This is a genomic window from Streptomyces sp. NPDC055749 (assembly GCF_053617235.1).
Genome location: NZ_JBSHFH010000051.1, coordinates 1 through 26783, shown reverse-complemented (window position 1 = coordinate 26783; position 26783 = coordinate 1). Strand labels below are relative to the sequence as shown.

23 protein-coding genes are annotated in these 26783 nt (G+C 71.4%); 7 read left to right on the top strand and 16 right to left on the bottom strand.

Annotation, left to right across the window (positions count from 1 at the left end):
* From ACWGO0_RS29685 to ACWGO0_RS29670, 4 genes are read left to right on the top strand one after another with little or no spacing between them, the layout of a single operon-like run.
* Complete coding sequence (locus tag ACWGO0_RS29685) at positions 1–1092, top strand: ABC transporter permease (RefSeq protein WP_453541737.1); 1092 nt, start codon at positions 1–3, stop codon at positions 1090–1092.
* Entirely contained in the window at positions 1089–2009 is a 921-nt protein-coding gene (locus ACWGO0_RS29680) for an ABC transporter permease (RefSeq protein ID WP_453541734.1), read from the top strand. The genes ACWGO0_RS29685 and ACWGO0_RS29680 overlap by 4 nt, the downstream gene beginning before the upstream one ends.
* Positions 2006–3052 carry an ABC transporter ATP-binding protein gene (locus ACWGO0_RS29675; protein ID WP_453541732.1) on the top strand — a complete coding sequence of 349 codons (1047 nt, stop codon included), beginning with the start codon at positions 2006–2008 and terminating at the stop codon, positions 3050–3052. The genes ACWGO0_RS29680 and ACWGO0_RS29675 overlap by 4 nt, the downstream gene beginning before the upstream one ends.
* Complete coding sequence (locus tag ACWGO0_RS29670; protein ID WP_453541729.1) at positions 3049–4035, top strand: oligopeptide/dipeptide ABC transporter ATP-binding protein; 987 nt, start codon at positions 3049–3051, stop codon at positions 4033–4035. Before ACWGO0_RS29675 ends, ACWGO0_RS29670 begins: the two co-directional genes overlap by 4 nt.
* 54 nt (positions 4036–4089) lie before the next feature.
* Here the strand turns inward: ACWGO0_RS29670 and ACWGO0_RS29665 are convergent, their stop codons facing one another.
* From ACWGO0_RS29665 to rimP, 9 genes are all read right to left on the bottom strand, one after another.
* Entirely contained in the window at positions 4090–5046 is a 957-nt protein-coding gene (locus tag ACWGO0_RS29665) for a bifunctional riboflavin kinase/FAD synthetase (RefSeq protein ID WP_453541726.1), read from the bottom strand.
* Between the two features lie 43 nt (positions 5047–5089).
* Positions 5090–9061 carry a trypsin-like peptidase domain-containing protein gene (locus ACWGO0_RS29660; RefSeq protein WP_453541723.1) on the bottom strand — a complete coding sequence of 1324 codons (3972 nt, stop codon included), beginning with the start codon at positions 9059–9061 and terminating at the stop codon, positions 5090–5092.
* A gap of 203 nt (positions 9062–9264) precedes the next feature.
* Entirely contained in the window at positions 9265–10167 is a 903-nt protein-coding gene (gene truB / locus ACWGO0_RS29655; RefSeq protein WP_453541720.1) for a tRNA pseudouridine(55) synthase TruB, read from the bottom strand.
* On the bottom strand, positions 10164–10637 hold the full coding sequence (gene rbfA, locus ACWGO0_RS29650; RefSeq protein WP_453541717.1) for a 30S ribosome-binding factor RbfA: 474 nt from the start codon (positions 10635–10637) through the stop codon (positions 10164–10166). The genes truB and rbfA overlap by 4 nt, the downstream gene beginning before the upstream one ends.
* Positions 10638–10675: 38 nt before the next feature.
* Complete coding sequence (locus tag ACWGO0_RS29645) at positions 10676–10969, bottom strand: DUF503 domain-containing protein (protein ID WP_376266884.1); 294 nt, start codon at positions 10967–10969, stop codon at positions 10676–10678.
* A 138-nt stretch (positions 10970–11107) separates the two neighbouring features.
* Positions 11108–14251 carry a translation initiation factor IF-2 gene (infB, locus tag ACWGO0_RS29640; protein WP_453541713.1) on the bottom strand — a complete coding sequence of 1048 codons (3144 nt, stop codon included), beginning with the start codon at positions 14249–14251 and terminating at the stop codon, positions 11108–11110.
* Positions 14252–14391: 140 nt separating this feature from the next.
* Complete coding sequence (locus ACWGO0_RS29635; protein ID WP_328906157.1) at positions 14392–14679, bottom strand: YlxR family protein; 288 nt, start codon at positions 14677–14679, stop codon at positions 14392–14394.
* 124 nt (positions 14680–14803) lie between these two features.
* Positions 14804–15844, bottom strand: a complete 1041-nt coding sequence (nusA, locus tag ACWGO0_RS29630; protein ID WP_453541710.1) for a transcription termination factor NusA — start codon at positions 15842–15844, stop codon at positions 14804–14806.
* A gap of 2 nt (positions 15845–15846) precedes the next feature.
* Positions 15847–16344 carry a ribosome maturation factor RimP gene (rimP, locus tag ACWGO0_RS29625; RefSeq protein WP_453541707.1) on the bottom strand — a complete coding sequence of 166 codons (498 nt, stop codon included), beginning with the start codon at positions 16342–16344 and terminating at the stop codon, positions 15847–15849.
* Positions 16345–16520: 176 nt separating this feature from the next.
* Between rimP and ACWGO0_RS29620 the strand changes: the two genes are divergently transcribed.
* The 3 genes from ACWGO0_RS29620 to ACWGO0_RS29610 are packed head-to-tail and all read left to right on the top strand — an operon-like array spanning position 16521 to position 18537.
* Entirely contained in the window at positions 16521–17069 is a 549-nt protein-coding gene (locus ACWGO0_RS29620; RefSeq protein ID WP_453541705.1) for a hypothetical protein, read from the top strand.
* Positions 17066–17560: a ferritin-like domain-containing protein gene (locus tag ACWGO0_RS29615; RefSeq protein ID WP_453541702.1), complete on the top strand. Its 495-nt coding sequence runs from the start codon at positions 17066–17068 to the stop codon at positions 17558–17560. The genes ACWGO0_RS29620 and ACWGO0_RS29615 overlap by 4 nt, the downstream gene beginning before the upstream one ends.
* A gap of 56 nt (positions 17561–17616) precedes the next feature.
* Entirely contained in the window at positions 17617–18537 is a 921-nt protein-coding gene (locus tag ACWGO0_RS29610; RefSeq protein ID WP_453541699.1) for an aminoglycoside phosphotransferase family protein, read from the top strand.
* 72 nt (positions 18538–18609) lie between these two features.
* Here the strand turns inward: ACWGO0_RS29610 and ACWGO0_RS29605 are convergent, their stop codons facing one another.
* From ACWGO0_RS29605 to ACWGO0_RS29575, 7 genes are all read right to left on the bottom strand, one after another.
* On the bottom strand, positions 18610–20310 hold the full coding sequence (locus tag ACWGO0_RS29605; protein WP_453541696.1) for a proline--tRNA ligase: 1701 nt from the start codon (positions 20308–20310) through the stop codon (positions 18610–18612).
* Between the two features lie 36 nt (positions 20311–20346).
* Positions 20347–20952, bottom strand: a complete 606-nt coding sequence (locus ACWGO0_RS29600; RefSeq protein WP_453541693.1) for a GNAT family N-acetyltransferase — start codon at positions 20950–20952, stop codon at positions 20347–20349.
* Between the two features lie 71 nt (positions 20953–21023).
* Positions 21024–21869, bottom strand: a complete 846-nt coding sequence (locus ACWGO0_RS29595; RefSeq protein WP_453541690.1) for a GNAT family N-acetyltransferase — start codon at positions 21867–21869, stop codon at positions 21024–21026.
* Positions 21870–22044: 175 nt separating this feature from the next.
* Positions 22045–23199 carry a flavodoxin-dependent (E)-4-hydroxy-3-methylbut-2-enyl-diphosphate synthase gene (gene ispG, locus ACWGO0_RS29590; protein WP_453541687.1) on the bottom strand — a complete coding sequence of 385 codons (1155 nt, stop codon included), beginning with the start codon at positions 23197–23199 and terminating at the stop codon, positions 22045–22047.
* Positions 23200–23374: 175 nt separating this feature from the next.
* Positions 23375–24685: a M50 family metallopeptidase gene (locus ACWGO0_RS29585; protein WP_453541684.1), complete on the bottom strand. Its 1311-nt coding sequence runs from the start codon at positions 24683–24685 to the stop codon at positions 23375–23377.
* Positions 24682–25935 (bottom strand): 1-deoxy-D-xylulose-5-phosphate reductoisomerase, encoded by a 1254-nt coding sequence (gene dxr / locus ACWGO0_RS29580; protein WP_453541681.1) that lies wholly within the window; start codon positions 25933–25935, stop codon positions 24682–24684. Before dxr ends, ACWGO0_RS29585 begins: the two co-directional genes overlap by 4 nt.
* Before the next feature lie 88 nt (positions 25936–26023).
* Positions 26024–26665, bottom strand: coding sequence for an LppU/SCO3897 family protein (locus ACWGO0_RS29575; RefSeq protein WP_453541678.1), 642 nt, complete (start codon positions 26663–26665; stop codon positions 26024–26026).
* Positions 26666–26783 lie beyond the last annotated feature (118 nt).

Below are 26783 nucleotides of genomic sequence, written 5' to 3'. Positions count from 1 at the left end.
ATGAGCACAGACAGCACACCCGCGCTGCTGAAGAGCGCGCCGGGCGTGGACAGTGCGCAGACCGACGGCCCGGCTCCGGCCGGGCCGTCGGCCCGCGGTCCGCGATCCCGTAGCACGACCGCCTATCTCCGCTATGTGGCGGGCAAGCTGGCCGGTGCGGCCATCTCCCTGTTCGCCGTGCTCGTCACCAGCTTCTTCCTCTTCCGGATGATTCCCGGCGACCCGGTGAAGCAGATGACCGGCGGCCGGCAGGTGTCCACGGAACAGATCGCCGCGATGCGGCGCGAGTTCGGCCTGGACCTGCCGCTGTGGCAGCAGTTCACCGAGTACTGCGGCAAGGCGCTCACCGGCGACTTCGGTACGTCGTACCAGTTCCGTGCCCCCGTCATGGACAAGATCTCCGAGGCGCTGCCCGCGACGCTGCTGCTCACCGGCACCGCCTTCGTGATCTACACGGTGATCGGCATCTGGCTGGGTGCCAGGTCCGCCTGGCGCAACGGTTCCTACGGCGACCGCTTCAACACCGCCTTCGCGCTGACGCTGTACTCGGTGCCGTCCTTCTGGCTCGGTCTGCTGCTGATCATCACGCTGTCGGTGGGCATCGGCCCGATCCCCGGCATCTTCCCGACAGGCGGCATGGAGTCCGGCAACGAGAGCGGGTTCGGTTACGTCCTCGACGTCGCCCACCATCTGGTGCTGCCGGTCGTCACCCTCGTCGCCGTCGAGTACGCCCGCACCCTGCTGGTGATGCGCTCCTCGCTGCTCGACGAGATGGGCAGCGACTATCTGACGACGGCGCGTGCGAAGGGGCTGCGCGACGATCTCGTACGCCGCCGCCACGCCGTGCCGAACGCGATGCTGCCGACCGTGACCCTGCTCTTCGTGAACCTGGGCAATACGGTGGCGGGCGCAATCCTCGTGGAGACAGTGTTCTCCTGGCCCGGTCTCGGCGGGCTCTTCTACCAGGCGCTGAGCGTGCCAGACCTGCCGTTGGTGCAGGCACTGTTCTTCGTCTTCGCCGCCGCGGTGATCCTGATGAACACGCTCGCCGATGTGATCTATCCGCTGCTCGATCCCCGGGTGGGCCGATGACTGCCGCGACCGACGCCGTGAAGAACATCAGCCCGCGCGCCCTCACCTGGGCCCGCCGCCGCCGGGCCGTGGCCCGCTTCTGGAGCCAGTACCGCACCCACCGGGCGGGCCTCGTCGGACTCGCCGTGCTCGGAGTGATCGCGCTCCTCGCGATCGCCGCTCCCGTGCTGGTGGGCGCGGAATCGCAGAGCGTCACCGAGGCCACGGGCGGACCGCTGGAGTCCCCCAGCGCCGAATTCCCCCTGGGAACCGACCAGTTCGGCCGCAGTCTGCTGGCCCTGCTGCTGTGGGGTACGCGGGTATCGCTGACCGTCGGTCTGCTCGCCGCGTTCCTCTCGGTGGCCATCGGCACGCTGGTCGGCATCACCGCGGGTCACTTCAAGGGCTGGTACGGGACCGTGATCATGCGGATCACCGACTGGTTCCTGGTCATGCCGACCCTGGTGCTCGCCATCGCGCTGGCCACCGTGCTCTCCCGGTCCGTCTGGACGACGATCCTCGCGATCGGGGTGACGACCTGGCCGACGACGGCACGGCTGGTCCGTGCGCAGACGCTGTCCGTCGAGTCACGCCCGTACATCGAGCGGTCCAAGGCGCTCGGCGGCGGGCACGGTCACATCATGTCCCGTCACGTCCTGCCCAATGTGATGCCGCTGGTGCTCTCGCAGACCACGCTGGTGATCTCCACCGCCATTCTCACCGAGGCGACCCTGGCCTTCCTCGGGCTCGGCGATCCGACGATCGTCTCCTGGGGCGGACTGCTCCAGGACGCCCGCGAAGCGGGAGCGGTCAGCTCCGGGAACTGGTGGTACCTCGCTCCGCCCGGACTCGCCATCGCCGTCGTCGCGCTCGCGTTCACGCTGTGCGGCCGGACGATCGAGTCCGTGCTCAACCCCAAGCTGGGGGTGACCCGTTGACCACGACCGAGACAACGACCAGGCAGGCGTCGCAGCCCTTGCTCGAAGTAAGAGACCTCCACGTCACCTATGGATCCGGGGCCTCTGCCGTCCCCGCCGTGCGTGGCATCGATCTGCGGGTCGAGGCCGGCCAGAAGCTCGGCATCGCCGGGGAGTCCGGCTGCGGGAAGTCGACGCTGGCGCTCGCCCTACTGCGACTGCTGCCGGCGTCCGCGACGATGTCGGGCGAGATCCTCCTCGACGGCGAGGACATCCTCGCCATGAAGTGGGGCCGGCTGCGCGCGGTGCGCTGGGCGGGGGCTTCCATCGTCTTCCAGGGCGCGATGCACTCGCTCAACGCCGTGCACCGCATCGGGGACCAGATCGCCGAGCCGATCCTGCTCCACAAGAAGGCGACACCCGCGGCCGCGCGGAAGCGGGCGGGGGAACTGCTGGAACAGGTCGGACTTCCGGCCGCGCGCGCCGACGCGTATCCGCACGAGCTGTCCGGCGGTCAGCGCCAGCGCGTGATGATCGCCATGGCACTGGCCTGCGATCCGCGGCTCGTCGTCGCCGACGAGCCGACGACCGCGCTCGACGTGATGATCCAGGCGCAGATCCTGCGGCTGATCGAGCAGCTCGTGGCCGACCAGGATCTCGGCCTCATCATGATCAGCCACGATCTGGCGGTGCTCTCCGACACCTGCGACCGGCTCGCCGTGATGTACGCGGGCCGCGTCGTCGAGGAGGGCCCGGCCAAGCAGGTGTACGAGAACGCCTCGCACCCGTACGGCAACGCGCTCTCCGCCGCCTTCCCCAGGATCGGCGACCTCGCGTCGCGGCACGCCCCGCGCGGTCTGCCGGGCGACCCGCCGGACCCGTCGGCGCTGCCGTCAGGATGTACGTTCCATCCCCGCTGCGCGGTCGCGCTGGACGCCTGCGCCACCGAGGACCAGCAGCTGCGGAGCGCCGGAGAGGGGCGCCGGGCGGCGTGTGTGCTCGTCGGGCCGGGGGGCGGACCGGTCGTCGAACCGGCCGTCGAGGAAGCAAGGAGCACGACATGACCACGACCCCCCTGTCCCCCCTGCTCAGCGCGGAGGCCCTGAAGGTCACCTTCCCCGGCCGTCGCGGCGCCGACCCGGCCCGCGCCGTCGACGGGGTCGATCTCGACATCCGCCCGGGCGAGATCGTCGCCCTGGTCGGCGAGTCGGGCTGCGGCAAGACGACGCTGGCCCGGTCGCTGCTGGGCCTGGTCCCGCCGTCCGCCGGCCGGGTCACGTTCGGCGGCGAGGCGCTGGACTACTCGGGCCGCGCGCTGAAGGCGTACCGCAAGCGGGTCCAGCTGGTGCTCCAGGACCCCAGCGGCTCCCTCAACCCCCGGCACACGGTGTACGACGCGGTGGCGGAGGGCCTGCGGATCCACGGGTACCCGGGCGACGAGCGTGAGGCGGTGGCTCAGGCGCTGTCGCGGGCGGGGCTGCGGCCTCCGGAGCGGTTCTTCCTGCGGTATCCGCACGAACTGTCCGGCGGTCAGCGCCAGCGGGTCGTGATCGCCGGCGCACTGGTGCTCGAGCCGGAACTCATCGTGGCCGACGAGCCGGTGGCCTCACTGGACGCGTCGGTGCGCGGCGAGATCCTGGCGCTGCTGCTGCGGCTGCGCGACGAGCTGGGCCTTTCGGCGCTGGTGGTCACGCACGACCTGGGTCTTGCGTGGAACATCGCGGACCGGGTCGCGGTGATGTACCTCGGCCGGATCGTGGAGACGGGTGAGGTGGAGCAGATCCTGACGGCGCCTCAACACCCGTACACGCAGGCCCTGCTGTCCGTACTGCCGGAGGCCGAGGGCGAACCGGTGATCCTGACCGGGGAGCCGCCGGACCCGTCGAAGGTGCCGTCGGGCTGCCGCTTCCACGCACGCTGCCAGATCCTCGCCTCGGGCGAGGCGGAGCGGGCGGGCGTGGCCGACGCGTGCCGTACGAAGGATCTGCCGGTGCTCGCGGGCGGCGGGGCGACCCAGGTCGCGTGCCACTGGGCTGCGGCGGTGTAGCGCCCCCGGCATGGAACCGGCACACCTCACGGCCGTGAGGTGTGCCGCGGTACGTCAGCCGCGGTTGTCGTGGGCGGCGATCAGCTCGCTGGAGCGCTTCACATCGGCGGCCATCGCCACGAGCAGCTCGTCGATCGAGTCGAACTTCATCATTCCGCGTACGTAGGCGAGGAAGTCCACCGCCACGTGCAGGCCGTAGAGGTCGAGGCCCACGCGGTCGATCGCGTACGCCTCCACCGTGCGCTCGGTCCCGTCGAACTGCGGGTTCGTGCCCACGGAGATCGCGGCGGGCATCGACTCGCCGTTCACTTCCAGCCAGCCCGCGTACACGCCGTCGGCGGGGATCGCGGTGTGCGGCAGGGTCTCGACGTTCGCCGTCGGGAAGCCAAGCTCACGGCCGCGCTGTGCGCCACGGACCACGATGCCCTCGACGCGGTGCGGCCGGCCGAGGATCTCGGCGGCGCCCGTCACATCGCCCTCGGCGATCAGCCGGCGGGTGAGGGTCGAGGAGAACGGCTGACCGCCACCGGCCTCGCCGCTCACGAAGAGGTCGATGACCTCGACGGTGTAGTCGTACGTCGCGCCGAGCTCGGTGAGCAGTGTCACGTTCCCGGCCGCACGGTGGCCGAACCGGAAGTTCGGGCCCTCGATGACGGCCTGCGCGTGCAACTTGTCGACCAGCACCTTCACGATGAAGTCGGCAGGCGAAAGCTTCGAGAACTCGGTGGTGAACGGCAGGATCAGCACCGCGTCCACACCGAGCTCCGCCATCAGCTCCGCGCGCCGGTGGTGCGGGGCGAGCAGGGGCGGGTGGCTGCCGGGGCGGACGACCTCGCTGGGGTGCGGGTCGAAGGTGACGACCACGGACGGGATGCCCAGCTCGCGGGCCCGGTCCACGGCCCGGCCGATGATCAGCTGGTGTCCGCGGTGCACACCGTCGTAGGAGCCGATGGTGACGACGCTGCGTCCCCAGTCCTGGGGGATGTCCTCCAAGCCACGCCAGCGCTGCACTGTGACCGCTCCTCGCCCGAACCCGTGTACGTGTCTCTGTCCATTACGCAGGTCTAAGACTGCCATGCTCACGTCCCACGGCCTGCATCGGCACCGTCATCGCAGGCTGTGACGCCTCCAGGGCCTCCAGCGTCCGCCGGGCGCTGGGACCGACGACGGCCGCCCATTCCTGCGGGGCGTCGGCCAGCCAGCCGGTGACCATGCCCGCGAATCCCGGTACGTCGCGGGCCAGTTCCACCAGCCGGCGGTCGAAGCGGGCGGCGCCTTCCGGGGTACGTACAAGGAGCATGCCCGTGCGGTGCACCAGCGCCCTCGTACGGACCGGGGAGCGTGCGCCGGAGCCGGTGGCGGCGGCGTGCAGGAGCGCGTCGAGCACCCCGGGGTCCCTGCCGGCGCCCTGCTCGAACTCCAGCAGCACTTCCAGCAGCTCGGCCCGCAGGGGACGCGAGGCACTGCTCCCGGGCGCGGCCAGCACCTGGGCGAGGGCGCCGCGGACGGGCGGCGGCGCGGGACGGTCCCGCAGCAGGCCGGTGACCAGGGGCAGCAGCAGCGCGCGGGCGGCGGGACCGTGCTCCAGCCGGGCGTCGACGTACGCGGCGGCCCTCGCCCCGTCCTCGGGATGGGCGCCGATGTACTCCCGTACGAGATCGGCGGCGTGCAACGCCAGGGCGGGGGTGTCGAGCCCGGCCAGCGCCAGGAGTACGTCCCCCGCGCCCTCGCCCGGAAGCGCCAGGCGCACCCGCAGTGCGGCGAGCACGGGGCCGGGGTGGGCTGGGAACACCTCGGCGAGCAGTGCCACCGGAAGCCGCGGGTCCCCTGCGGCGAACACCCGCAGGGCCTGTGGCAGGTAGCGGTCCCTGGTCGCAGGATCGTGTACGAGGACGGTGAGCGCAGCTCCGTGCAGTGCGGAGTCGGCGGGGCGCGCGAGCAGGTGGAGGGCGGCGCCGCGCAGCAGCGCGCGGTCGGCGTCCGAGGCGGCGTGGGCGAGGAGGACCGTGGCGTACGCCGCCGCGGCGGCCCGCCGTGCGGACCGGTCGTCGTCGCGTGCCCAGCGCTCGACGGCCCGGCAGAGCGCGGACGGCTCGTCCTCGACGAGGGTGCCCAGCAGCTCCTCGGCGCGCGGATGGGCGGTGGCGACGAGCGCCTCGGTCAGCGCGTCGATGTCCAGGTCGCGTCGGGCGTACAGCAGCGCCTGCGCGGCGGCGGCCACGGTGGGCCGCATCGGCAGCCCATCCCCGGAGTGCAGGGCCCGTTCGTCGGTGAACCAGCGGCAGAGCAGGGCCTGCACGGTGTGCGGGGCGGCGGAGAGCCGCCGTGCCACGGCGTCGAGGTACCGCGCGTCCCCGTCGGTGCGCGGGGCGCCGTCGGCGGGCAGGAGGCGCCGCAGCAGATCGATCCGCTCGTCCTCGGGCAGCCGCAGCCGCCCCCAGAACCACGGCCCGAACTCTCCGTACGCCCCGGGTCGCGAGGGCGGGTCACCGGCGACGGTCCGCCGGGTGATCCGCCCGGCGAGCACCCGGAGCACACCGAGATACGGCCGCGCGTCGGGCACCCGGAGCAGACTCTCGCCCAGCAGATGAGCAGCCCACCAGACGGCGTCCCCGTTCCCCGCCGGGGAGACGGGAATCCCGTCCGCTCCGGCGGCGCTCTCCCGGGCCCGCCCGTGGGGGCCGCTGCGACCGGCCAGGCTCTCCCCCGCCGGCCCGCCAGGGCGGCCGTCGCCACGCCCGGCACCGACCCCGGACCCCCCGGCCGGCGACCCGGGGGCGGGGCCGGCCGGCCGCTCGGGGTCCCCGTCGGCCCCCGGCTGCGTCGAGAGCCGGTCGATCGCTTCGATGAGATCCGCCATGCGGTGCGCGAGCGCGGACGTCCCCTGGCGCCGTCCCAGCAGCAGCATCGCCTGGATGACCGGGCCGATCCGGTGACGCGGCACGGGCAGCGTGCGGGGCTCCTCCGGGCCCGGGGCGGCCCCCGGTACCGGCTCGGAAGCGGGCCGAGGTGCCGGAATCCCGCGTCCGCTCCTGACCGCACGGCGGCGCGCGGAGGGCAGGTCCGCGCCGTTCCCGGCCTGGGGCGGCGGCCCGCCGTCGCCTCTGCGGTAGTGGCGCGGGGCGTCCCTGTCGTCGGGCGGGAGCACGCTCCCGCTGTTCCGGTAACGGTTCCTGCCGTGGCCACCTCGGACGGACGGGCCGCCTTCGGGTCCGGTCGCGGCCGGTGCGGGCGGGGGCGCGTGCCAGCGGTGGACCAGGGCTTGCAGTGCCGCGTCCAGGTCCAGGTGTGCGCCCTGGACCCAGTCGCCCAGTTCCTCGTGGGCGAAGCGGTATCCCGCGCCCGCCGGGGTCAGGAGGCCCTCGGTGAGGACCGCCGATGCCCAGCCCGTACGCCAGGGGAAGAGTTCCTCGAACGCGGCCCTGTCCAGCTCCCCCTGTCCCGGGCCGAGACAGCGCCGGGCGGCCTCGTGGACCTGGCCCGCCACCTTCGCCGCCAAGCGGCGCACCGCCGTGCCCCGGAGCCGCTGCTCGTCCCCGGCCGCGATCCGGACGGCGATGCGGACGCACATCAGGTCCAGGTGGGCGCAGAAGACGTCCTCCGTGCCCGGCCGGCCCTCGACGTCCGGGGGCAGGGCGTCCCGTACCTCGGCCAGCAGGCGCAGTGTGAGCGGATGGCGGTCGTGGCCCGGGGTGATCGCGTCGGCCGGGATGCCGTACCGCTCCCGGGCCCGTTCCGCCTGGCTCGCGGTCAGGTCGCCCAGGCGGACGGCGGACGGCAGCCGTCCGGCGGGCCGCTCGGGGCGGTGCAGGGCTTCGGGCGGATAGAGCGCTCCGGCGGTCTCCCAGTGCTCGGGGCGGCAGGCGACGACCATCCGTACCCCGTGGGCGCTCAGCCAGCGGGCCGTCCCCCCGGTCCACTCGGCCAGCCGGTGGGCCAGCAGCGGCGGCATCTCCTCCGGGCCGTCGAGCACGACGAGCATTGGGCTTCCGGCAGCGGTGGCGAGTGCGGCCACGCGCTCGGGGGTGGCCGCAGCCATGTCTCCCCCGGCACCGGCGGCGGCGACGATCCGGCCGGACCGCTGGAGGGTGCGGGCCGTCGCGTCGGCGACCGAGGTGTCGTCGGCCAGCAGGTCGGCGCCGCGCAGCCAGAGCGTGAGGGCGGGTACGGCACCCTGCGCACGGCGGGCGGCCAGGGCGGCGAGCTCGGTGGTGCGGCCGGTGCCGGGCGCCCCCACGAGGCCGAGCACCTGCCCCGTACCCGCCTCGAAGGCGGCGAAGGCCCCGGCGACCTCGGGTCGCTCGACGGGCTCCGTACGGTTGCCAGGGCCCCCCAGCGAGCCGACCGACGTGGCCGTCAGCTGATGGGCGCCCGCCAGGTTGAGGTCGCGTCCGTAGCCGGGCACCGTGGCCGCGTTGCGCCGCATCAGGGCCTGAAGGAGATCGGAGCCGGGCCCTCGTACGCGCCCGGTGAGCGGCACCGCGAGCCCTGCCGACTCGTGTCCGGCGCTCAGGGCCGTGGAGAGCACGCCCAGCACCGCACCGGTCTCCGGGTCCATCACCGGCCCACCCACGGCCGTCCCGCCCGACCGCAGCGCGTCCCGTCCGTCGGTGCCGAGGGCCAGAACCATCGCCGCGTCGATCCGGTGGCTCCGGCCGGACTCGGTGTACGTCGCCGGGGTGACCCCGAGCACGCGCGCCTCGCGCCACCCGTGGGCGGCGATGCGTACATACGTCCCGGTCCCGATCCGGTCCCTGGCGGTCACCGGCAACGGCTGCGCGTCCAGGGCTTCGGGCCCTCCGGTACGCACCAGCGCGAGGCCGAGCTCCGGCAGCGGGGTGATGTCGTCGGGCCGGACCGCGCAGCGTCGGCCGTCCCGCCCGTGCAGCGTCAGAGGTACGGAAGTGGCGACGGCCTCATGGCTGGTGACGACCGTGCCGCGGTCGTCCGCGACAAATCCCGTCCCCCGCGGCCGGCCCGCGCGATCGCAGATTCTTACCAGCTCCGGCCGGTCCCCGCTGCCCATGGTCCGACCGTAGGTCGGCACCGGACGGCGCGAGTGACGGTCCGGGGAAAAGCGCCCCTGTGCACCCCGTATTCACTCCGAGCGCCCATCCATTGGGGTGAATTCGCGGGAGCTCGTTGGACAGAGCTCTCCGAGGGAGGGGGATCGTGGAGCGGGCACAGGGGGCACTGCCCGCTCCACGGCGGGACCAACGGCAGGACGGGTCAGGCGAAGACGGCGAGGCTCTTGGCCTTGCCGTGCTGCTCCTCGACAAGCACCAGGAACGTCCCGTCGGGACCGAAGACCGCGACCGGCCGCCCCGGCGGATACGAGGGCATGTCCAGGCGGACCCCGTTGAGCAGCAGCTTGGCCCGCCGCTCGTCGACGTCCCAGCGCGGGAACGCCGAGGAGGCGGCCTCCGCGACGGGCATCACGGTCAGCTCGGACTGGTGCTGGTCGAGCGTCTTGGCCATGTCCAGTCCGTACGGCCCCACCCGGGTGCGGCGCAGCGCGGTGAGATGTCCGCCGACGCCGAGCCCGGCACCGAGGTCGCGGGCGATGGCACGGATGTACGTACCGGAGGAACAGACGACGGAGACGACCAGGTCGACGACCGGGGTCCCGTCCTCCGCCACGGCCGCGCGCACGTCGTAGACGTTGAAGGACGAGATGGTCACCGGACGGGCCGGGATCTCGAACTCCTCGCCGCCGCGCACTCGCGCGTACGACCGCTTGCCGTCGATCTTGATGGCGCTGACCTTGGACGGCACCTGCATGATCGCGCCGGTCAGCGCCGCGACCCCGGCGTCGATGCCCTCGCGCGTCACGGCCGACGCGTCGGTGGACGAGGTGATCTCGCCCTCCGCATCGTCCGTCACGGTGTCCTGGCCGAGCCGGATCGTGCCCAGGTACTCCTTCTCGGTCAGCGCGAGGTGGCCGAGCAGTTTGGTGGCCTTCTCCACGCCGAGCACGAGCACGCCCGTGGCCATCGGGTCCAGCGTGCCGGCGTGGCCGACACGGCGGGTACGGGCGATGCCGCGCATCTTGGCGACTACGTCATGCGAAGTGAAGCCGGACGGCTTGTCGACAATGACAAGGCCGTCCGGCGTCTTGTTCTGCTGAGTCATACGGAGGCAGGGCCCTCGTTCTCGTCGGACCCGTCGGCCTCGTCGTCCTCGTCCTCCGGCTTGCGATACGGGTCGGCCCCGCCCGCGTACGTCGCGCCGGTCGACACCTCGCGCACCTCCGCGTCCTTGGCACGCGCCTTGTCGAGGAGGTCCTCGATGGTGCGGGCGTTGTCCGGGAGGGCGTCCGGCACGAAGGCCAGGGTCGGCGTGAACCGGACCCCGATCTGCTTGCCGACCTCGGAGCGGAGGACGCCCTTGGCGCTCTCCAGGGCGGCGGCGGACGCCGCGCGCTCCTCGTCGTCCCCGTAGACCGTGTAGAAGACCGTGGCCTCCCGCAGGTCACCGGTGACGCGAGCGTCCGTGATCGTCACGAATCCGAGCCGCGGATCCTTGATTCGCCGGTCCAGGGTCTCCGCGACCACGACCTGGATGCGGTCGGCCAGCTTTCGGGCCCGCGCGTTGTCGGTCACCGGTCCGTCACTCTTCCTTCTGGGTTTGCCTTGCTCGTTCAGTCTTCGTCGCTGTGCAGCCGCCGTCGAACCGACAGCAGCTCCACCTCGGGGCGTGCGGCCACCAGCCGCTCGCACCGGTCCAGTACATCTGTGAGATGCCCGGTGTCCCCGGAGACCACCGCGAGACCGATCTCGGCCCTGCGATGGAGATCCTGTTCACCCGTCTCCGCCGCGCTCACCGCGTACTTGCGCTGAAGTTCGGCAACGATCGGCCGGACGATGGAGCGTTTCTCCTTCAACGAACGTACGTCGCCGAGGAGCAGGTCGAAGGACAGTGTCCCCACATACATGTGTGTCCGGATGTCCCGCCGGTTCGGGGTCGTGCCCTGCCAGTGCTTGGCAGGGACACAAGAACCGTACACGGAACGGCCGAGGCCGCTCGACGGAATACTTTCTCCGCCGAGCGGCCCCGACTGTTGAGGTACGGGTCAGCCGCGGGGCTTCTCGCGCATCTCGTACGTCGCGATGACGTCGTCGATCTTGATGTCGTTGAAGTTTCCGAGGTTGATACCGCCCTCGAAGCCTTCGCGGATCTCGGTGACGTCGTCCTTGAAGCGGCGCAGACCGGAGATGTTGAGGCTCTCCGCGATGACCTTGCCGTCGCGAAGCAGGCGCGCCTTGGTGTTGCGCTTGACCTCGCCGGACCGGACCAGCACACCGGCGATGTTGCCCAGCTTGGACGAGCGGAAGACCTCGCGGATCTCCGCCGTACCGAGCTCGACCTCTTCGTACTCCGGCTTGAGCATGCCCTTGAGGGCCGCTTCGATCTCTTCGATCGCCTGGTAGATGACCGAGTAGTACCGGACGTCCACGCCTTCGCGCTCGGCCATCTGCTGCGCACGCCCTGCGGCGCGCACGTTGAAGCCGATCACGATGGCGTCGGAGCCGGTCGCCAGGTCGATGTCCGACTCGGTGACCGCACCCACACCGCGGTGCAGGACCCGGATGTCGACCTCTTCACCGACATCGAGCTGGAGCAGCGAGGACTCGAGAGCCTCCACCGAACCGGACGCGTCGCCCTTGATGATGAGGTTGAGCTCCTGGACCAGACCGGCCTTGAGCGCCTCGTCCAGGTTCTCCAGGGAGAACCGGACACCCTTGCGGGCGAAGTTGGCGTTGCGCTCACGAGCGGCACGCTTCTCGGCGATCTGACGGGCCGTACGGTCCTCGTCGACGACCAGGAAGTTGTCGCCGGCACCCGGGACGTTGGTGAGACCCAGCACCAGGACGGGGGTCGAGGGACCCGCTTCCTGGACGTTGTTGCCGTTGTCGTCGAGCATCGCCCGGACACGGCCGTACGCGTCGCCGACCACCATCGTGTCGCCGATGCGCAGCGTGCCGCGCTGGACCAGAACGGTCGAGACGGCGCCACGACCGCGGTCGAGGTGGGACTCGATCGCAATACCCTGCGCGTCCTGGTTCGGGTTGGCCCGCAGGTCGAGCGAGGCGTCGGCGGTGAGGACGACGGCCTCCAGAAGAGCCTCGATGTTGAGACCCTGCTTGGCGGAGATGTCGACGAACATCGTGTCGCCGCCGTACTCCTCGGCCACCAGACCGAACTCGGTGAGCTGACCGCGCACCTTGACCGGGTCGGCACCCTCGACGTCGATCTTGTTGACCGCGACCACGATCGGCACGTCGGCCGCCTTGGCGTGGTTCAGCGCCTCGATCGTCTGGGGCATCACACCGTCGTTCGCCGCCACCACGAGGATCGCGATGTCGGTGGACTTCGCACCACGTGCACGCATGGCGGTGAACGCCTCGTGACCCGGGGTGTCGATGAAGGTGATGCGACGGTCCTCGCCATTGACCTCGGCGCCGACCTGGTACGCACCGATGTGCTGCGTAATACCGCCGGCCTCGCCCGCAACGACGTTCGTCTTGCGGATCGCGTCCAGCAGTCGGGTCTTACCGTGGTCGACGTGACCCATGACGGTCACGACCGGCGGACGGGAGACCAGGGACTCTTCGCCGCCCTCGTCCTCGCCGAACTCGATGTCGAAGGACTCGAGCAGCTCGCGGTCCTCCTCCTCGGGGCTGACGATCTCCAGGACGAAGTTCATCTCGTCCGCGAGCATCTTCAGCGTCTCGTCCGGGACGGACTGCGTCGCAGTGACCATCTCGCCGAGGTTCATCATCACGCCGACGAGCGACGCCGGGTTCGCGTTGATCTTCTCCGCGAAGTCCGTGAGGGACGCACCGCGCGACAGCCGGACAGCCTGCCCGTTGCCGCGAGGCAGCATGACGCCGCCCACCGACGGGGCCTGCATCGACTCGTACTCCTGGCGCCTCTGCCGCTTCGACTTGCGACCACGACGCGCGGGACCACCGGGACGGCCGAACGCACCCTGTGTGCCACCACGGGCACCCGGGCCGCCGGGACGTCCACCGAAGCCGGGACGACCGCCGAAGCCGCCGCCACCACCGGGACGACCGGGAGCGCCGCCGCCACCCGGACCACCGGGACGACCGGCGAAACCGCCGCCACCGCCACCGGGACCGGCCGGACGGCCTGCGAAACCGCCGCCACCGGGACGGCCTGCGCCGCCACCGCCACCGGGACGACCGCCGCCGCCACCGGGACCACGGCCACCGCCGCCGCCGGGGCCACCGCCGGGACGCGGGCCCGCAGCGGGACGCTGCGGCATCATGCCCGGGTTCGGACGGTTACCCGCGGGGGCACCGCCGGGACGCGGGGACTGCGGACGGGGCATGCCGCCGGGAGACGGACGGGCACCACCCTGACCCTGCGGGCGCGGGGCGCCGCCGGGGCCGCCCTGCGGACGCGGGGCGCCGGGGCGCTCCGGACGGTCCTGACCGCCACCGGGACGCGGGGCGCCGCCGGGCCGGGGGGACTGGGGGCGCGCCATGCCGGTGGAGCCACCGGATGTGAAGGGGTTGTTGCCGGGACGAGGTCCGGCCGGACGTGCGCCTGCCGGACGCGGGGCGCCCTGGCCCGCGGGACGTGCGGGGCGGTCGCCGCCACGCTCGCCACCACGGCCACCGTCACGCTGACCACCTTCGCGGCCACCGTCACGCTGACCACCGGCTGCGGGAGCCGGACGGGTGGCGGGGCGGGGCCCGGGGGTGGCACCCGCGGGACGCGGGGCCTGCTGCTGCGGCGCGGCCGGCTGAGCCGGGGCCGGAGCGGAGAATTCTGCCGCGGGCACCGGGGTGACCGGTGCGGGCTTCGGCGCGGGCTTGGGGCCCGGACGCGGGCCCGCGGACGGCGCGGAAGGTGCGGTGGGAGCGCTGCTCTCCGGGGCCTCGGCTGCGACCGGCTTGGGGGCCGGGACGCCGGGCTTCGGGGCAGCGGGACGTGCCGCAGCGGCCGGGGAGGGCGCTGCGGGCTTCGAGGGGGCGGCCTTGCGGGGCGCGCCAGGCTTGGCAGCGGACTTGCCGGCGTTGCCGCCGGGCCCCTGCAGTGCGTCAGTCAACTTGCGTACAACCGGCGCCTCGATCGTCGAGGACGCCGAACGTACGAATTCACCGAGTTCTTGGAGCTTGGCCATGACGACCTTGCTCTCAACCCCGAACTCCTTGGCGAGTTCGTATACCCGGACCTTAGCCACTTCGCTCCTTTTAGGTCCGGGTTACCGCCGGACCGTCGCTACTTCATGGGCGTACTCATCGCGTACTCATCGAGTGCTCATCGCAATCTCGACCTACTTCCAACTCGCGAGGTACCTGACCGCACGGGGACCCGTGCCGTTCACTTTTCTTGCGTTGTCACCCGCTCGACGAACCGCTGCAGTGCCGCGGAACCGAACGGCCCCTTGGCCTTGAAGGCCCGGGGGAATGCCCGGCGGCGAACCGCCAGGTCGAGACAGACAGAGGCGGGGTGCAGATACGCACCCCGGCCGGGCAGCGTACCGCGCGGATCAGGGACGCATTCACCCTCATCCACCACGATGCGCACCAGCTCGCTCTTGGCCGCCCGTTCCCGGCATCCCACACAGGTTCGTTCGGGGCAAGCGCGGGCGTGCGTCCGGCCAGACACGTTTAAGTCTACCTCCCCGCAACGACCTCACCCCTTTGGGGCAAGAATCGAACGGATGTTGTCGTGATCTCAGCGCCGTGGCGCCCAGATCTATTCCCTCGGGTCTCTCGGGCCGAGCTGGTGATCAGCCCCGCTCGGACCGGTCCCTGGCGCGCTCGGCGCGCTCACGGTCCGCGATGTCGCGCTCCTCGTCCGTCTCCGTGTCCGGGCGGATGTCGATGCGCCAGCCGGTGAGACGGGCGGCCAGGCGGGCGTTCTGCCCCTCCTTGCCGATCGCCAGCGACAGCTGGTAGTCGGGCACGGTGACCCGGGCGGACCGGGCACCGAGGTCCACGACCTCGACCTTGCTCACCCGTGCGGGCGACAGCGCGTTGGCGACCATCTCGGCCGGGTCGTCCGACCAGTCCACGATGTCGATCTTCTCGCCGTGCAGCTCGGCCATGACATTGCGCACCCGGCTGCCCATCGGGCCGATGCAGGCGCCCTTCGGGTTCAGACCGGCGCGGGTGGAGCGCACCGCGATCTTGCTGCGGTGACCGGCCTCACGGGCGATCGCCTCGATGACGACCGAGCCGTCGGCGATCTCCGGGACCTCCAGCGCGAAGAGCTTCTTCACGAGGTTGGGGTGGGTGCGCGACAGCGTCACGGACGGGCCGCGGACGCCCTTGGCGACCCGTACGACGTACGAACGCAGCCGGAGGCCGTGCGTGTACTCCTCGCCCGGCACCTGCTCCTGGACCGGCAGGATGGCTTCCATCTTGCCGATGTCGACCAGGACGTTCTTCGGGTCCTTGCCCTGCTGGACGAGGCCGGTGACGACATCGCCCTCGTGGCCCGCGTACTCGCCGAACGTCCTGTCGTCCTCCGCGTCGCGCAGCCGCTGCAGGATGACCTGCTTGGCGGTGGTCGCCGCGATCCGGCCGAAGCCGGACGGGGTGTCGTCGAACTCCTTGGGCTCCTGGCCCTCTTCGAGGTCGGCCGGGTCCTCCTTGGCCCACACCGTCACGTGGCCGCGATCGGTCAGCTCGACCCGCGCCTTGCGGTGGCTGCCGTCGGTGCGGTGGTACGCGATGAGGAGGGCCGACTCGATCGCCCCGACGAGCACGTCGAAGGGGATCTCCTTGTCCTGCGCCAAGCCCTTCAGCAGCTTCACATCGATGTCCACGGCTACGCCTCCTCTTCCTTCTTGTCCTTGCGGTTGAATTCGATCTCTACGCGCGCCTTGGCGATCTCGTCGAAGGAGACCCGCCGGGCGGTGGGCTTGCGGCCCTTGACGCCCGGCACTTCGAGGTCGAGTCCCTCGTCGTCGACGGCGAGGATGCGGGCCACCAGCTCGTCGCCCTCGGTCAGCTGGAGCCGCGCGAGGCGGCCGGTGGCGCGTACGTAGTGGCGGTGCTCGGTCAACGGGCGGTCGGCGCCCGGAGAGCTCACTTCGAGGACGTACTCGCCCTCGCCCATCGCGTCGGTCTCGTCGAGCTTCTCGGAGATCGCGCGGCTCAGCTCGGCGCAGGCGTCCAGTTCGACACCCTGTTCGGAATCGACGATGACTCGAAGCACCTGCCGGCGGCCGGCCCGGGTCACCTCGATCTCTTCGAGATCCAGTTCCTCGGCGCTGACGAGCGGCTCCAGCAGTTCGCGCAGCCTCTCGCTCTGGGTGGTGCTCATCCCGGGTGACTCCTCGGCCGCGTGTGCTGTTGTGGGGATCGTCGTGTGTCAGGTCAAAGGGTATCCGGTCCGGAGGGGTGTTGCCGTCCGCCTGCCCCGGGGCGCGGGTACGCTCGCCACCGGTGATCACTTCAGGACAGAACCAGTCAGTACCGAACGGGACCCGGAGGAGACACGTGCGGCGGACGGGGACGACGCGCAGGGCCGCGCTCGCGGCCACTGGAGCGCTTTCGATCGGCGCGGTGCTGGCGGGCTGCGGCGACGGTGACGGGCCGAAGGCCCGGAAGGATTCCACGAACGCCGGTTCACGGGCCGACGCGCAGGCCCGCGCCCGGGCCTCGGACGCCCGCGCGCAGCGGACACTGCGCGGCAGCGCGACACGGATCAGCGCATCCCTGCTCGCCCGGTACGACCAGGTCGCGGCGGCGCATCCCACGACGGCCGCCGGACTCGACCCGCTGCGGTCGGCGGTACGGGAGCACACGGCGGCCCTGTCGAAGGGCGCGGGCAGGACAACGGCCGTCCCGCCGGGACCGGCTCCGGCCGCCGACGCGAAGGCCGCCCTGAAGGAACTGGCCGCGGAGGCGCGCCGATCGGCCGACGCCCACACCGTGTCCCTGATGGAAGCGGAACCGGAGCTGGCCCGGCTGCTGGCCTCCGTCGCGGCGGCCGGCGCCGTGCACGCCTACCTGCTCACCGAACTCGCCAAGGACACCTCGTCATGAGCGCCATGGACACGCGGGCCGGGGACGGCACGGAGCAACTGAAGGCCGCACAGGCCGCGCTGGCCGCCGAGCACGCCGCGGTGTACGGCTACGCGGCGCTCGGCGGACGGCTGGACGGGCGGCGCGGCAGCGAGGCCACGGCCGCGTACGACGGGCACCGCGCCCGGCGCGACGCGCTGGTGCGCACCGTGCGCGACCTGGGCGGTGCACCCGTAGCGGCGGATGCCGCGTACGCTCTGCCGTTCGCGGTGCGGGACCCGGCGGCGGCGGTGCGGCTCGCCGCCGTACTGGAGGACCGGATCGCGGGCGTCTACTCCGATCTCGTACGGGCGGCCGAAGGGCCGCTGCGACGTGAGGCCGCGGGCGCCCTGCGGGAGGCCGCCGTACGCGCGGTCCGCTGGCGGGGCACCGGCGTAGCCTTTCCCGGGCTTGCCGAGAAGGCCACGGCCGGGGAAGCCGCGAGTCCGGAAGGGACGAGCGGGACGCACTGAATGGACCGCCCCCAATTGCCGGGCGGTCCAGGGCTCTGAAAGGGAACAAGGCACGCATGGGTTTCGAACCGTCGCAGCGTCTGGTGCGAGCGCTCGGCGAGATGTACGGGGACGCCGCCGCGGCCGACTGGCTCGGGCGGCTTCCCGCACTGACCGAAGAGGCGCTCTCGGCAGACACGCAGGACCTCTCCGTCGAGCGGGTGGCCGCCCCCGGCGGACGCAGCAGCCTCGTCCTCCTGGTGCGGCGGTCCGACGGGACCCCTGGTGTGCTGAAGATCGCGCCTTCCGAGGCCGCACCCGGTTGCGAGCGGGCGGCGTTGGCGCACTGGAACGGCTGGGGCGCCGTACAGCTCCTCGAACCCGCGGGCGGGGCCCTGCCGGGCGACGCGCTGCTCCTGGAGCGGCTGCACCACGAGGTGTCGCTGCGCTCGCTCCCGGAGGCCAAGGCCCTGCTGGAGGCGGCGGGCACGCTGCGCCGGCTGTGGGTCGACCCGCCGGCGGGGCACTCCTTCGAATCGGTGGCCGACCGGACGGACCGTCAGGCGGGGCCTATGCGGGCGGCCGCCGAGGCCGATCCGACGCTGGCGCCGCTCGTGTCCGCCGCTCTGGCGGCCCGTGCGGAGCTGGTCGCGCACTCCCCCGAACTCCTGCTGCTGCACGGCAACTTCCGCCAGAGCAAGGTGCTTTCGGGTGAGCGCTCCCCCTGGCTGACGGTCGGCCCCGAGCCGCTGGTCGGCGAGCGGGCCTACGATCTGGCGCGGCTGGTACGCGACCGGGCCGAGGACCTGATCGCCTCCCCCGGCGGCGCCGCGACGGCCCGCCGCCGGATCAAGAAACTCGCCGACTCCCTCGACGTGGACCGCGAGAGGCTGCACGGCTGGACGCTGTTCCGGGCCGTGGAGTCGGGCATCCGGGCGCTGGCCGCGGGGCGGCGGCAGGACGGCGAACTGACCCTGGAGTTCGCGGGCTGGCTGTAGGACAGGGCCGCCCGAACAGCCCGAAGGCCCCCGCGCAGGTGCGCGGGGGCCTTCGTGGTGTATCGGCCGGGCTCAGCCCTGGTCGGTGAGGCGGGCGATCGCCTCGTCCACCGTGAGCTCCTCGCGCTCGCCCGTGCGGCGGTCCTTGAGTTCCAGGACGCCCTCGGCCGAGCGGCGGCCGGCCACCAGGATCTTCGGCACACCGATCAGCTCGGCGTCGGTGAACTTCACACCGGGCGAGACGCCCGGACGGTCGTCGACGATGACCCGGACGCCCGCCGCGTTCAGCTTCTCGGAGACGTCGAGGGCCAGCTCCGTCTGGAGGGCCTTGCCCGCGGCGACGACGTGGACGTCGGCCGGGGCGATCTCGCGGGGCCAGCACAGGCCCTGCTCGTCGGCGGTCTGCTCGACGAGCGCGGCCACGGCGCGGGAGACGCCGACGCCGTACGAACCCATCGTGACCCGGACCGGCTTGCCGTTCTGGCCGAGCACGTCGAGCTGGAAGGCGTCGGCGAACTTGCGGCCCAGCTGGAAGATGTGGCCGATCTCGATGGCACGGTCCAGCTTGAGTCCCGCTCCGCACTTGGGGCACGGGTCGCCCGGCTCGACGACGACCACGTCGAGGTAGTCGTCGACCTCGAAGTCACGGCCGGCGACGACGTTGCGCGCGTGGGTGCCGGGCTTGTTGGCGCCGGTGACCCAGGCGGTGCCGGAGGCGATACGGGGGTCGGCGATGTAGCGGACCTTGTCCAGGCCCTGCGGGCCGACGTAGCCGCGTACGAGGTCGGGGCGGCCCTCGAAGTCCTCGGCGGTGACCAGCTCGACCACGGCGGGCGCCAGGTGCTCACCGAGCTTGCCGAGGTCGACCTCGCGGTCGCCGGGTACGCCCACGGCGACGATCTCGCCGTCGACCTTGACCAGGAGGTTCTTGAGCGTCTCGGACGCCTGGATGCCGAGGAAGGCGGCGAGCGTCTCGATGGTCGGGGTGTCCGGGGTGTCGAGCTCCTCGACGGGACCGTGCGCCGAGCCGTCGACGGGGGCGGCCTTGAAGGTCACGGCCTCCGTGTTGGCGGCGTAGTCGCAGTTGGGGCAGTCGACGAAGGTGTCCTCACCGGCCGGGGCGGGGGCGAGGAACTCCTCGGACGCGGAGCCGCCCATGGCGCCGGAGACCGCGGAGACGATGCGGTGGTCGAGGCCGAGGCGCTCGAAGATGCGGATGTAGGCGGCCCGGTGCAGCTGGTACGCCTCGATGAGGCCCTCGTCGGTGGTGTCGAACGAGTACGAGTCCTTCATCTGGAACTCGCGTCCGCGCAGCACACCGGCGCGCGGGCGGGCCTCGTCGCGGTACTTGGTCTGGATCTGGTAGAGGACCACGGGCAGGTCCTTGTAGGACGTGATCTGGTCCTTGACGATCTGGGTGAAGATCTCTTCGTGCGTGGGGCCGAGGAGGTACTCGGAGCCCTTGCGGTCCTTGAGGCGGAACAGCAGGTCGCCGTACTCCTCGTAGCGCCCGCTCGCGTCGTAGGACTCCTTGGGGAGCAGCGCCGGGAGCAGAACCTCCTGGCCGCCGATGGCGTCCATCTCCTCGCGGACGACACGGGTGACGTTCTCCAGGACCTTCTTGCCGAGCGGCAGCCAGGTCCAGATACCGGCGGCGGTGCGACGTACGTATCCGGCCCGGACGAGCAGCTTGTGGTTGAGCGTCTCGGCGTCTGCCGGGTCGTCGCGCAGTGTCTTGATCATCAATCGGGACATGCGCTGGACCTGGGCCATGATGAACTCCTGCTCGGAAGGGTGATGTGGCCGAGATTAGCCGGGCGGCAGGGGCGGGCGGTAATCGATTGGTTCCACGCGGCGCAGCGGGAGGGGCGCGCCCATCACCGCGTACGGCCTGGGAGCACTGGGGAAGTGCACCTGCCGGGCCAGGTCCCGGTAGCCGAGGGCGCGGTACAGACCACGCGCCGGGCTCTCCGTGTCGATCGCCGAGAGGATGGAGCGCGGCAGGCCGACGGCGTCCGTGACCGCTGTGATCAGGGTGCGTCCGATGCCGCGCTGCTGGAAGTCCGGGTGGACGTGGAGCTCCGTGATCACGAACGAACCGTCGAGCCAGCCCTCGGAGCCGGTGGCACGCAGATAGGGCTCGACGACGGTGGACCACCACTGGGAGCGGTCGTTGGGCATCCCGTACACGAATCCCACGAGCCTGCCGGTGGCGGTCGTGGCTCCGAGTGCCCGCGCCTCGGGATGGTCGAGGTGGCGCAGCACGATGTGGCGGCGTACCTCGACCTCTTCCGGGCCCAGGCCGAAGGCGACGGCCTGCACCGCCAGTGCCTCGTCGACGCGCTCGGCCAGGTCGAGGGGGCCGACCAGGACGTCAGGAACCCCGGGGCCGCTCCCGGGAACTGCTGCTGCCATGCGCGAACCCTACTGGCCGTACCCGGCGGGACGGGACCGCGTGGTGAGAAGCGGTGGTCAAAAACGGGTGGTCAGAAGAGGACGCTCATGAAGGCTCCGGTCTCGCGGAAGCCGACGCGGGCGTACGCCTTGCGTGCGGGGGTGTTGTAGTCGTTCACGTACAGGCTGACGATCGGCGCCACATCGGCCAGCGCGTAACGCAGGACCGCGGCCATGCCGGTCTCGGAGAGGCCGCGGCCACGGTGTTCGGGGGCTACCCAGACGCCCTGGATCTGGCAGGCGAGGGTGGTGGCGGCGCCGATCTCCGCCTTGAAGACGACCTTGCCGTCCTCTATGCGGGCGAAGGAGCGGCCGGTGCCGATCAGCTCGGCGACGCGGGCCTGGTAGAGGAGTCCGCCGTCGCCCGACATCGGTGAGATGCCCACCTCCTCCGTGAACATCGCCACGCAGGCGGGCATGAGGATGTCCATCTCCTCCCTGGCGACGCGGCGCACCAGAGGGTCGGGCTCGACGGTGGCGGAGGGGCGCTCGGTGACCATGAGCGGCTGGTTGGCGCGGACCTCACGGGCGGGGCCCCAGCCCGGTTCGAGCAGGCTCCACAGCTGGGAGGTGGCTTCGGCGGGGCCGACGATCGACGAGCAGCGGCGGCCGGCCCTGCGGGCCCGGTCGGCGAAGGCCCTGACGGCCTCGTCGGTGGCGCAGATGGGGACGAGGTTGGCCCCGGAGTAGCACAGGGAGCGCAGTCGCCCGTCGGCGTACCAGCCCCACATCTCGCCGCCGAGGCGCCAGGGGTCGAGTCCTGCGACCTGTACGCGGGACGTGACAAAAGCGTTGGCCACGGGCTCGCTCTCCAGGATGGCGAGCGCTGCGCCGAGGTCGCTGGGTTCGAGGACCCGGGTGGTGGTCTGCGTCAACACGAGGGGGCCTCACCATGCGGTCTGCTGATTTCCGCACTGTACCGAAAGGGCGCGGCGGGCGCCCCTCGCGTCCGGGAGGGGGACGGAAGAGTGGGCGGCCGGCCCGGCCCCGGAACGGCCGCGCCCCGCCGGACGGGGAGCGTCGGGCGGGGCACGTGGAAAGCGTTGGTCCGGGTCAGCTGATGGAGACCTGGGGCTCGCCGGAGGAGATGCCGTCCTTCTCCATCTGCTCGGCGATCTTCAGGGCTTCCTCGATGAGGGTCTCGACGATCTTCGACTCCGGGACGGTCTTGATGACCTCGCCCTTCACGAAGATCTGTCCCTTGCCGTTGCCGGAGGCCACACCCAGGTCGGCTTCACGGGCCTCACCGGGACCGTTGACGACACAGCCCATCACCGCGACCCGCAGCGGGACCTCCATGCCTTCGAGACCGGCGCTCACCTGGTCCGCCAGCTTGTAGACGTCCACCTGCGCGCGCCCGCACGACGGGCACGACACGATCTCCAGACGGCGCTGCTTCAGATTCAGCGCTTCCAGGATCTGCAGCCCGACCTTGACCTCCTCGGCGGGCGGGGCCGACAGCGAGACACGGATCGTGTCCCCGATGCCCTCCGACAGCAGCGCGCCGAACGCCACCGCGGACTTGATCGTCCCCTGGAACGCCGGACCGGCCTCCGTGACACCGAGGTGCAGCGGGTAGTCGCTCTGCGCGGCCAGCAGTCGGTAGGCGTTCACCATCACGACCGGGTCGTTGTGCTTCACCGAGATCTTGATGTCACCGAACCCGTGCTCCTCGAAGAGCGACGCCTCCCACAGCGCCGACTCCACCAGTGCCTCGGGGGTGGCCTTGCCGTACTTCTTCAGCAGCCGCGCGTCCAGCGAACCCGCGTTCACGCCGATCCGGATCGGCGTCCCCGCGTCCTTGGCCGCGAGCGCGATCTCCTTGACCTTGTCGTCGAACTGCTTGATGTTCCCGGGATTCACCCGCACCGCGGCACAGCCCGCGTCGATCGCCGCGAACACGTACTTCGGCTGGAAATGAATGTCCGCGATCACCGGGATCTGCGACTTCCGCGCGATCGTCGACAGCGCGTCGGCGTCGTCCTGCGTCGGACACGCCACCCGCACGATCTGGCACCCGGAAGCCGTCAGCTCCGCGATCTGCTGCAGCGTCGCCCCGATGTCCGACGTACGCGTCGTGGTCATCGACTGCACCGACACAGGTGCGTCTCCGCCGACCGCGACCGATCCGACCTGGATCTGGCGGCTGACCCTTCGGTCGGCGAGCTTGGTCGGAACGGCCGGCATTCCGAGAGAAATGGCAGTCATGCGCTGAGCATCCCCAAGGTGTGGATCAAGGTCCCGAGATCGGCGGGCTCCGGTCTTCGAGGTTACGGCACCGGAGGAACGGCGTGTGCACTCCGCCCCGGCAAACCACCCAATGGTGACCAGCCGGACACGACGCGTGTGTCCGGTGGCCACCGGTGGTGCGCATGGGGCCGGGTCAGGTGATCTTGACCGGGTTGACGATGTCGGCGACCAGGACCAGCAGCGTGAAGCAGATGAAGATTCCGGCGACGACATAGGCGACCGGCATCAGCTTCGCCACGTCGAACGGGCCGGGGTCGGGGCGCCTGAAGATCCGGGCCAGATTGCGGCGCAGGGATTCCCAGAGCGCGCCGGCGATATGCCCGCCGTCGAGCGGCAGCAGGGGCAGCATGTTGAAGAGGAAGAGCGAGAGGTTGAAGCCGGCCAGCAGGAACAGCATCATCGCGACCTGGTTCTGCGCCGGGACGTCCAGCGTCATCACCTCGCCGCCGATCCTGGCCGCGCCGACGACGCCGACCGGGGAGTCGTCAGCGCGCTCCCCGTCGCTGAAGGCCGCGTCCCAGAGGTCCGGGACCTTGGACGGCAGGGCGATGATCGAGTCGACGCCGTTCTCGATCATGTCTCCCATGCGGACGACCGAGTCGCCGAAGGAGAGCGGCACGATCTCGCTGCGTGCGGCGAAGCCCAGGTAGCCCGCGACCACGTACTTGTCGGGGATGACCTGCCCGTCGGAGTCCTTCTGCTGCACCGCGTTCTTCTTGAGCACGGCGTCGAGGGTCACCTCACGGCCGTCACGCTCCACGATGATGGTCGCGGGGCCCGTGGTCTCACGGATGCGGTCGGAGAGCGTGGCCCAGTCGTCGATCTTCTGCCCGCCGAAGGAGACGATCTTGTCGCCCTTCTGGAGTCCGGCGGCCTGCGCGGGCGAGACCGGGTCGGACTTCTTGCACTTGTCGCGGTTCTCGCTCTGGGAGATCACACACTTCTGGACTCCCGCGACCTCGGTGGTCTGCGTCGAGAAACCGAAGGTCATGGCCACGCCCATGAAGATCACGACGGCCAGCACCAGGTTCATGAACGGGCCGGCGAACATCACGATCACGCGCTTCCACGGCTTGCGCGTGTAGAAGAGACGGGTCTCGTCGCCCGGCTCGAGCTCCTCGAAGGCGGCGGACCTGGCGTCCTCGATCATGCTGCGCCACGGTGAGGTGGAGCGCGCCTCCAGACGTCCGTCGGCGCCGGGCGGGAACATGCCGATCATGCGGATGTAGCCGCCCGCGGGGATCGCCTTGATGCCGTACTCGGTGTCGCCCCTCTTCCGCGACCAGATGGTCGGGCCGAAGCCGACCATGTACTGCGGTACGCGGATGCCGAAGAGCTTGGCGGTCGAGAGGTGTCCCAGCTCGTGCCAGGCGATCGAGAACAGCAGACCCACGGCGAAGATGGCGATCCCCAGGATCGTCAACAGGATCGTCGTCATACTCATGCGCGCGCCTCCGCTGTCGCTTTCGCCGAGAGCTCCTGGGCGCGGGCACGCGCCCAGGTCTCCGCTTCGAGGACGTCCGCGACCGTCAGTGAAGTTCCCGTGGCAGGGGTGCCGTGTTCGGCCACCACTGCGGTGACGGTATCCATGATGCCGTTGAACGGCAGCCGGCCCGCCAGGAACGCGTCGACGCACTCCTCGTTGGCTGCGTTGAAGACGGCGGGGGCGGTGCCGCCGAGGGTGCCGACGTGCCGGGCGAGTCCGACGGACGGGAAGGCTTCGGTGTCCAGCGGGAAGAACTCCCAGCTGGACGCCTTCGACCAGTCGAAGGCGGGTGCGGCGTCCGGGACGCGCTGCGGCCAGCCGAGACCGATGGCGATCGGGCCGCCCATGTCGGGCGGGGTGGCCTGGGCGAGCGTGGAGCCGTCGGTGAACTCGACCATGGAGTGGACGTACGACTGGGGGTGGACGACCACCTCGATCCGGTCGAACGGGATGTCGTAGAGGAGATGCGCCTCGATGACCTCCAGGCCCTTGTTGACCAGGGTCGCCGAGTTGATGGTGATGACCGGGCCCATCGCCCAGGTCGGGTGCGCGAGGGCCTGCTCCCTGGTGACGTCGGCCAGCTCACTCCTCGTACGACCCCGGAAGGGACCGCCGGAGGCCGTGACGACGAGCTTGCGCACATCGGCGCGGGTGCCGGATGCCAGGGCCTGGAAGAGCGCGGCGTGCTCCGAGTCGACCGGGATGATCTGGCCGGGGGCGGCGATCGCCTTCACCAGCGGGCCGCCGACGATCAGCGACTCCTTGTTGGCGAGGGCGAGCGTGCGGCCCGCCTTGAGGGCGGCGAGTGTCGGGGCGAGGCCGATCGAGCCGGTGATGCCGTTCAGCACGGTGTGGCAGTCACCGGCGGCGAGCTGGGTGGCCGCGTCGGGCCCGGCCAGGATCTCCGGGAGCGGCTCGCCCGCCCCGTACTCCTCGCGCAGCGCCTCGCGCAGGGCGGGCACCTTGTCCTCGGCGGCGACGGCGACCGTACGCACCCGGAGGCGGCGCGCCTGCTCGGCGAGCAGGGCGACCCGGCCGCCCGCGGCCGAGAGTGCGGTGACCCGGAAGCGGTCGGGGTTGCGCAGCACCAGGTCGATGGCCTGGGTTCCGATGGACCCGGTGGAGCCGAGGATCACGAGATCCCGGCGGCCTTCCGCGGGGTCGAAGATCAGATGCGGGTCGGCGAGAGGGGCAGGCGTGTCGCTCATGCCCCCATTGTTGCCGCATCGGCTGTGCGCGGGGACAGGGCATCCCCCTACGGCAGGACGCAGGTGTCACTTCACGACAGGCCCAGGGTCACTTCTTCATGGGGTGAGCGCACAGCGTCTCCTGCTCAGCGCTGTAATCGAGGTACACCAGCCAGTCCCTGCCCCAGCACTTCTCGTTCTCCGAGATCCAGAACTCGGCCTCCTCCGAGCTGCACACGACCTCTTCGAGATCCTGCTCGGGCCACTCGGCGTTGTTGCGTCCGCAGTCGCCCGCCGTGAAGCTGGCCGGCGTGGAGGGGATCAGCCGCGGTACGACGAAGATGCCGACCACCGTGACGAGGGCGCCGATGATGACCAGGGCGGGCAGCCTGGCCAGGACGCGGCGGCCCGGGGCGAGCTGCGGGCGCAGATTCCCCACCGGGTGCGGCAGGGCGCGGATCCGGGAGCGGGCGCCGATGTTCATGAACAGGGTGACGGGGGCGGCGAACACGGACAGCAGTCCCCACCAGCCCTGCCACAGAGTGTCCGAGGTCATCTTGCGGTACAGCGAGGTTCCGCAGGTGCGGCAGAACGTGCCTTCCTTCGTCAGGAAGCGCAGGGTGACGACGAGCCCCTGATGACCGCGGACGACGGTGTGCGTGGCGGGTATCGCACCGCAGATGTCGCACGGCGACGGCGCGGGGCGGCCGAACCCGTACGGGGGCAGGGGCTGGTGGGGCGGCGTGGCCATCAATTCTCCCGGGGACGACGAGGGCCTGTCCGGCGGATCAGGGCCGGATAGGGCGCGGCGTCTGGTGCGGTGCATCGCAAGGCGCCGGAGCGTCCTAATAGCGGAGCTATTCGGGCGT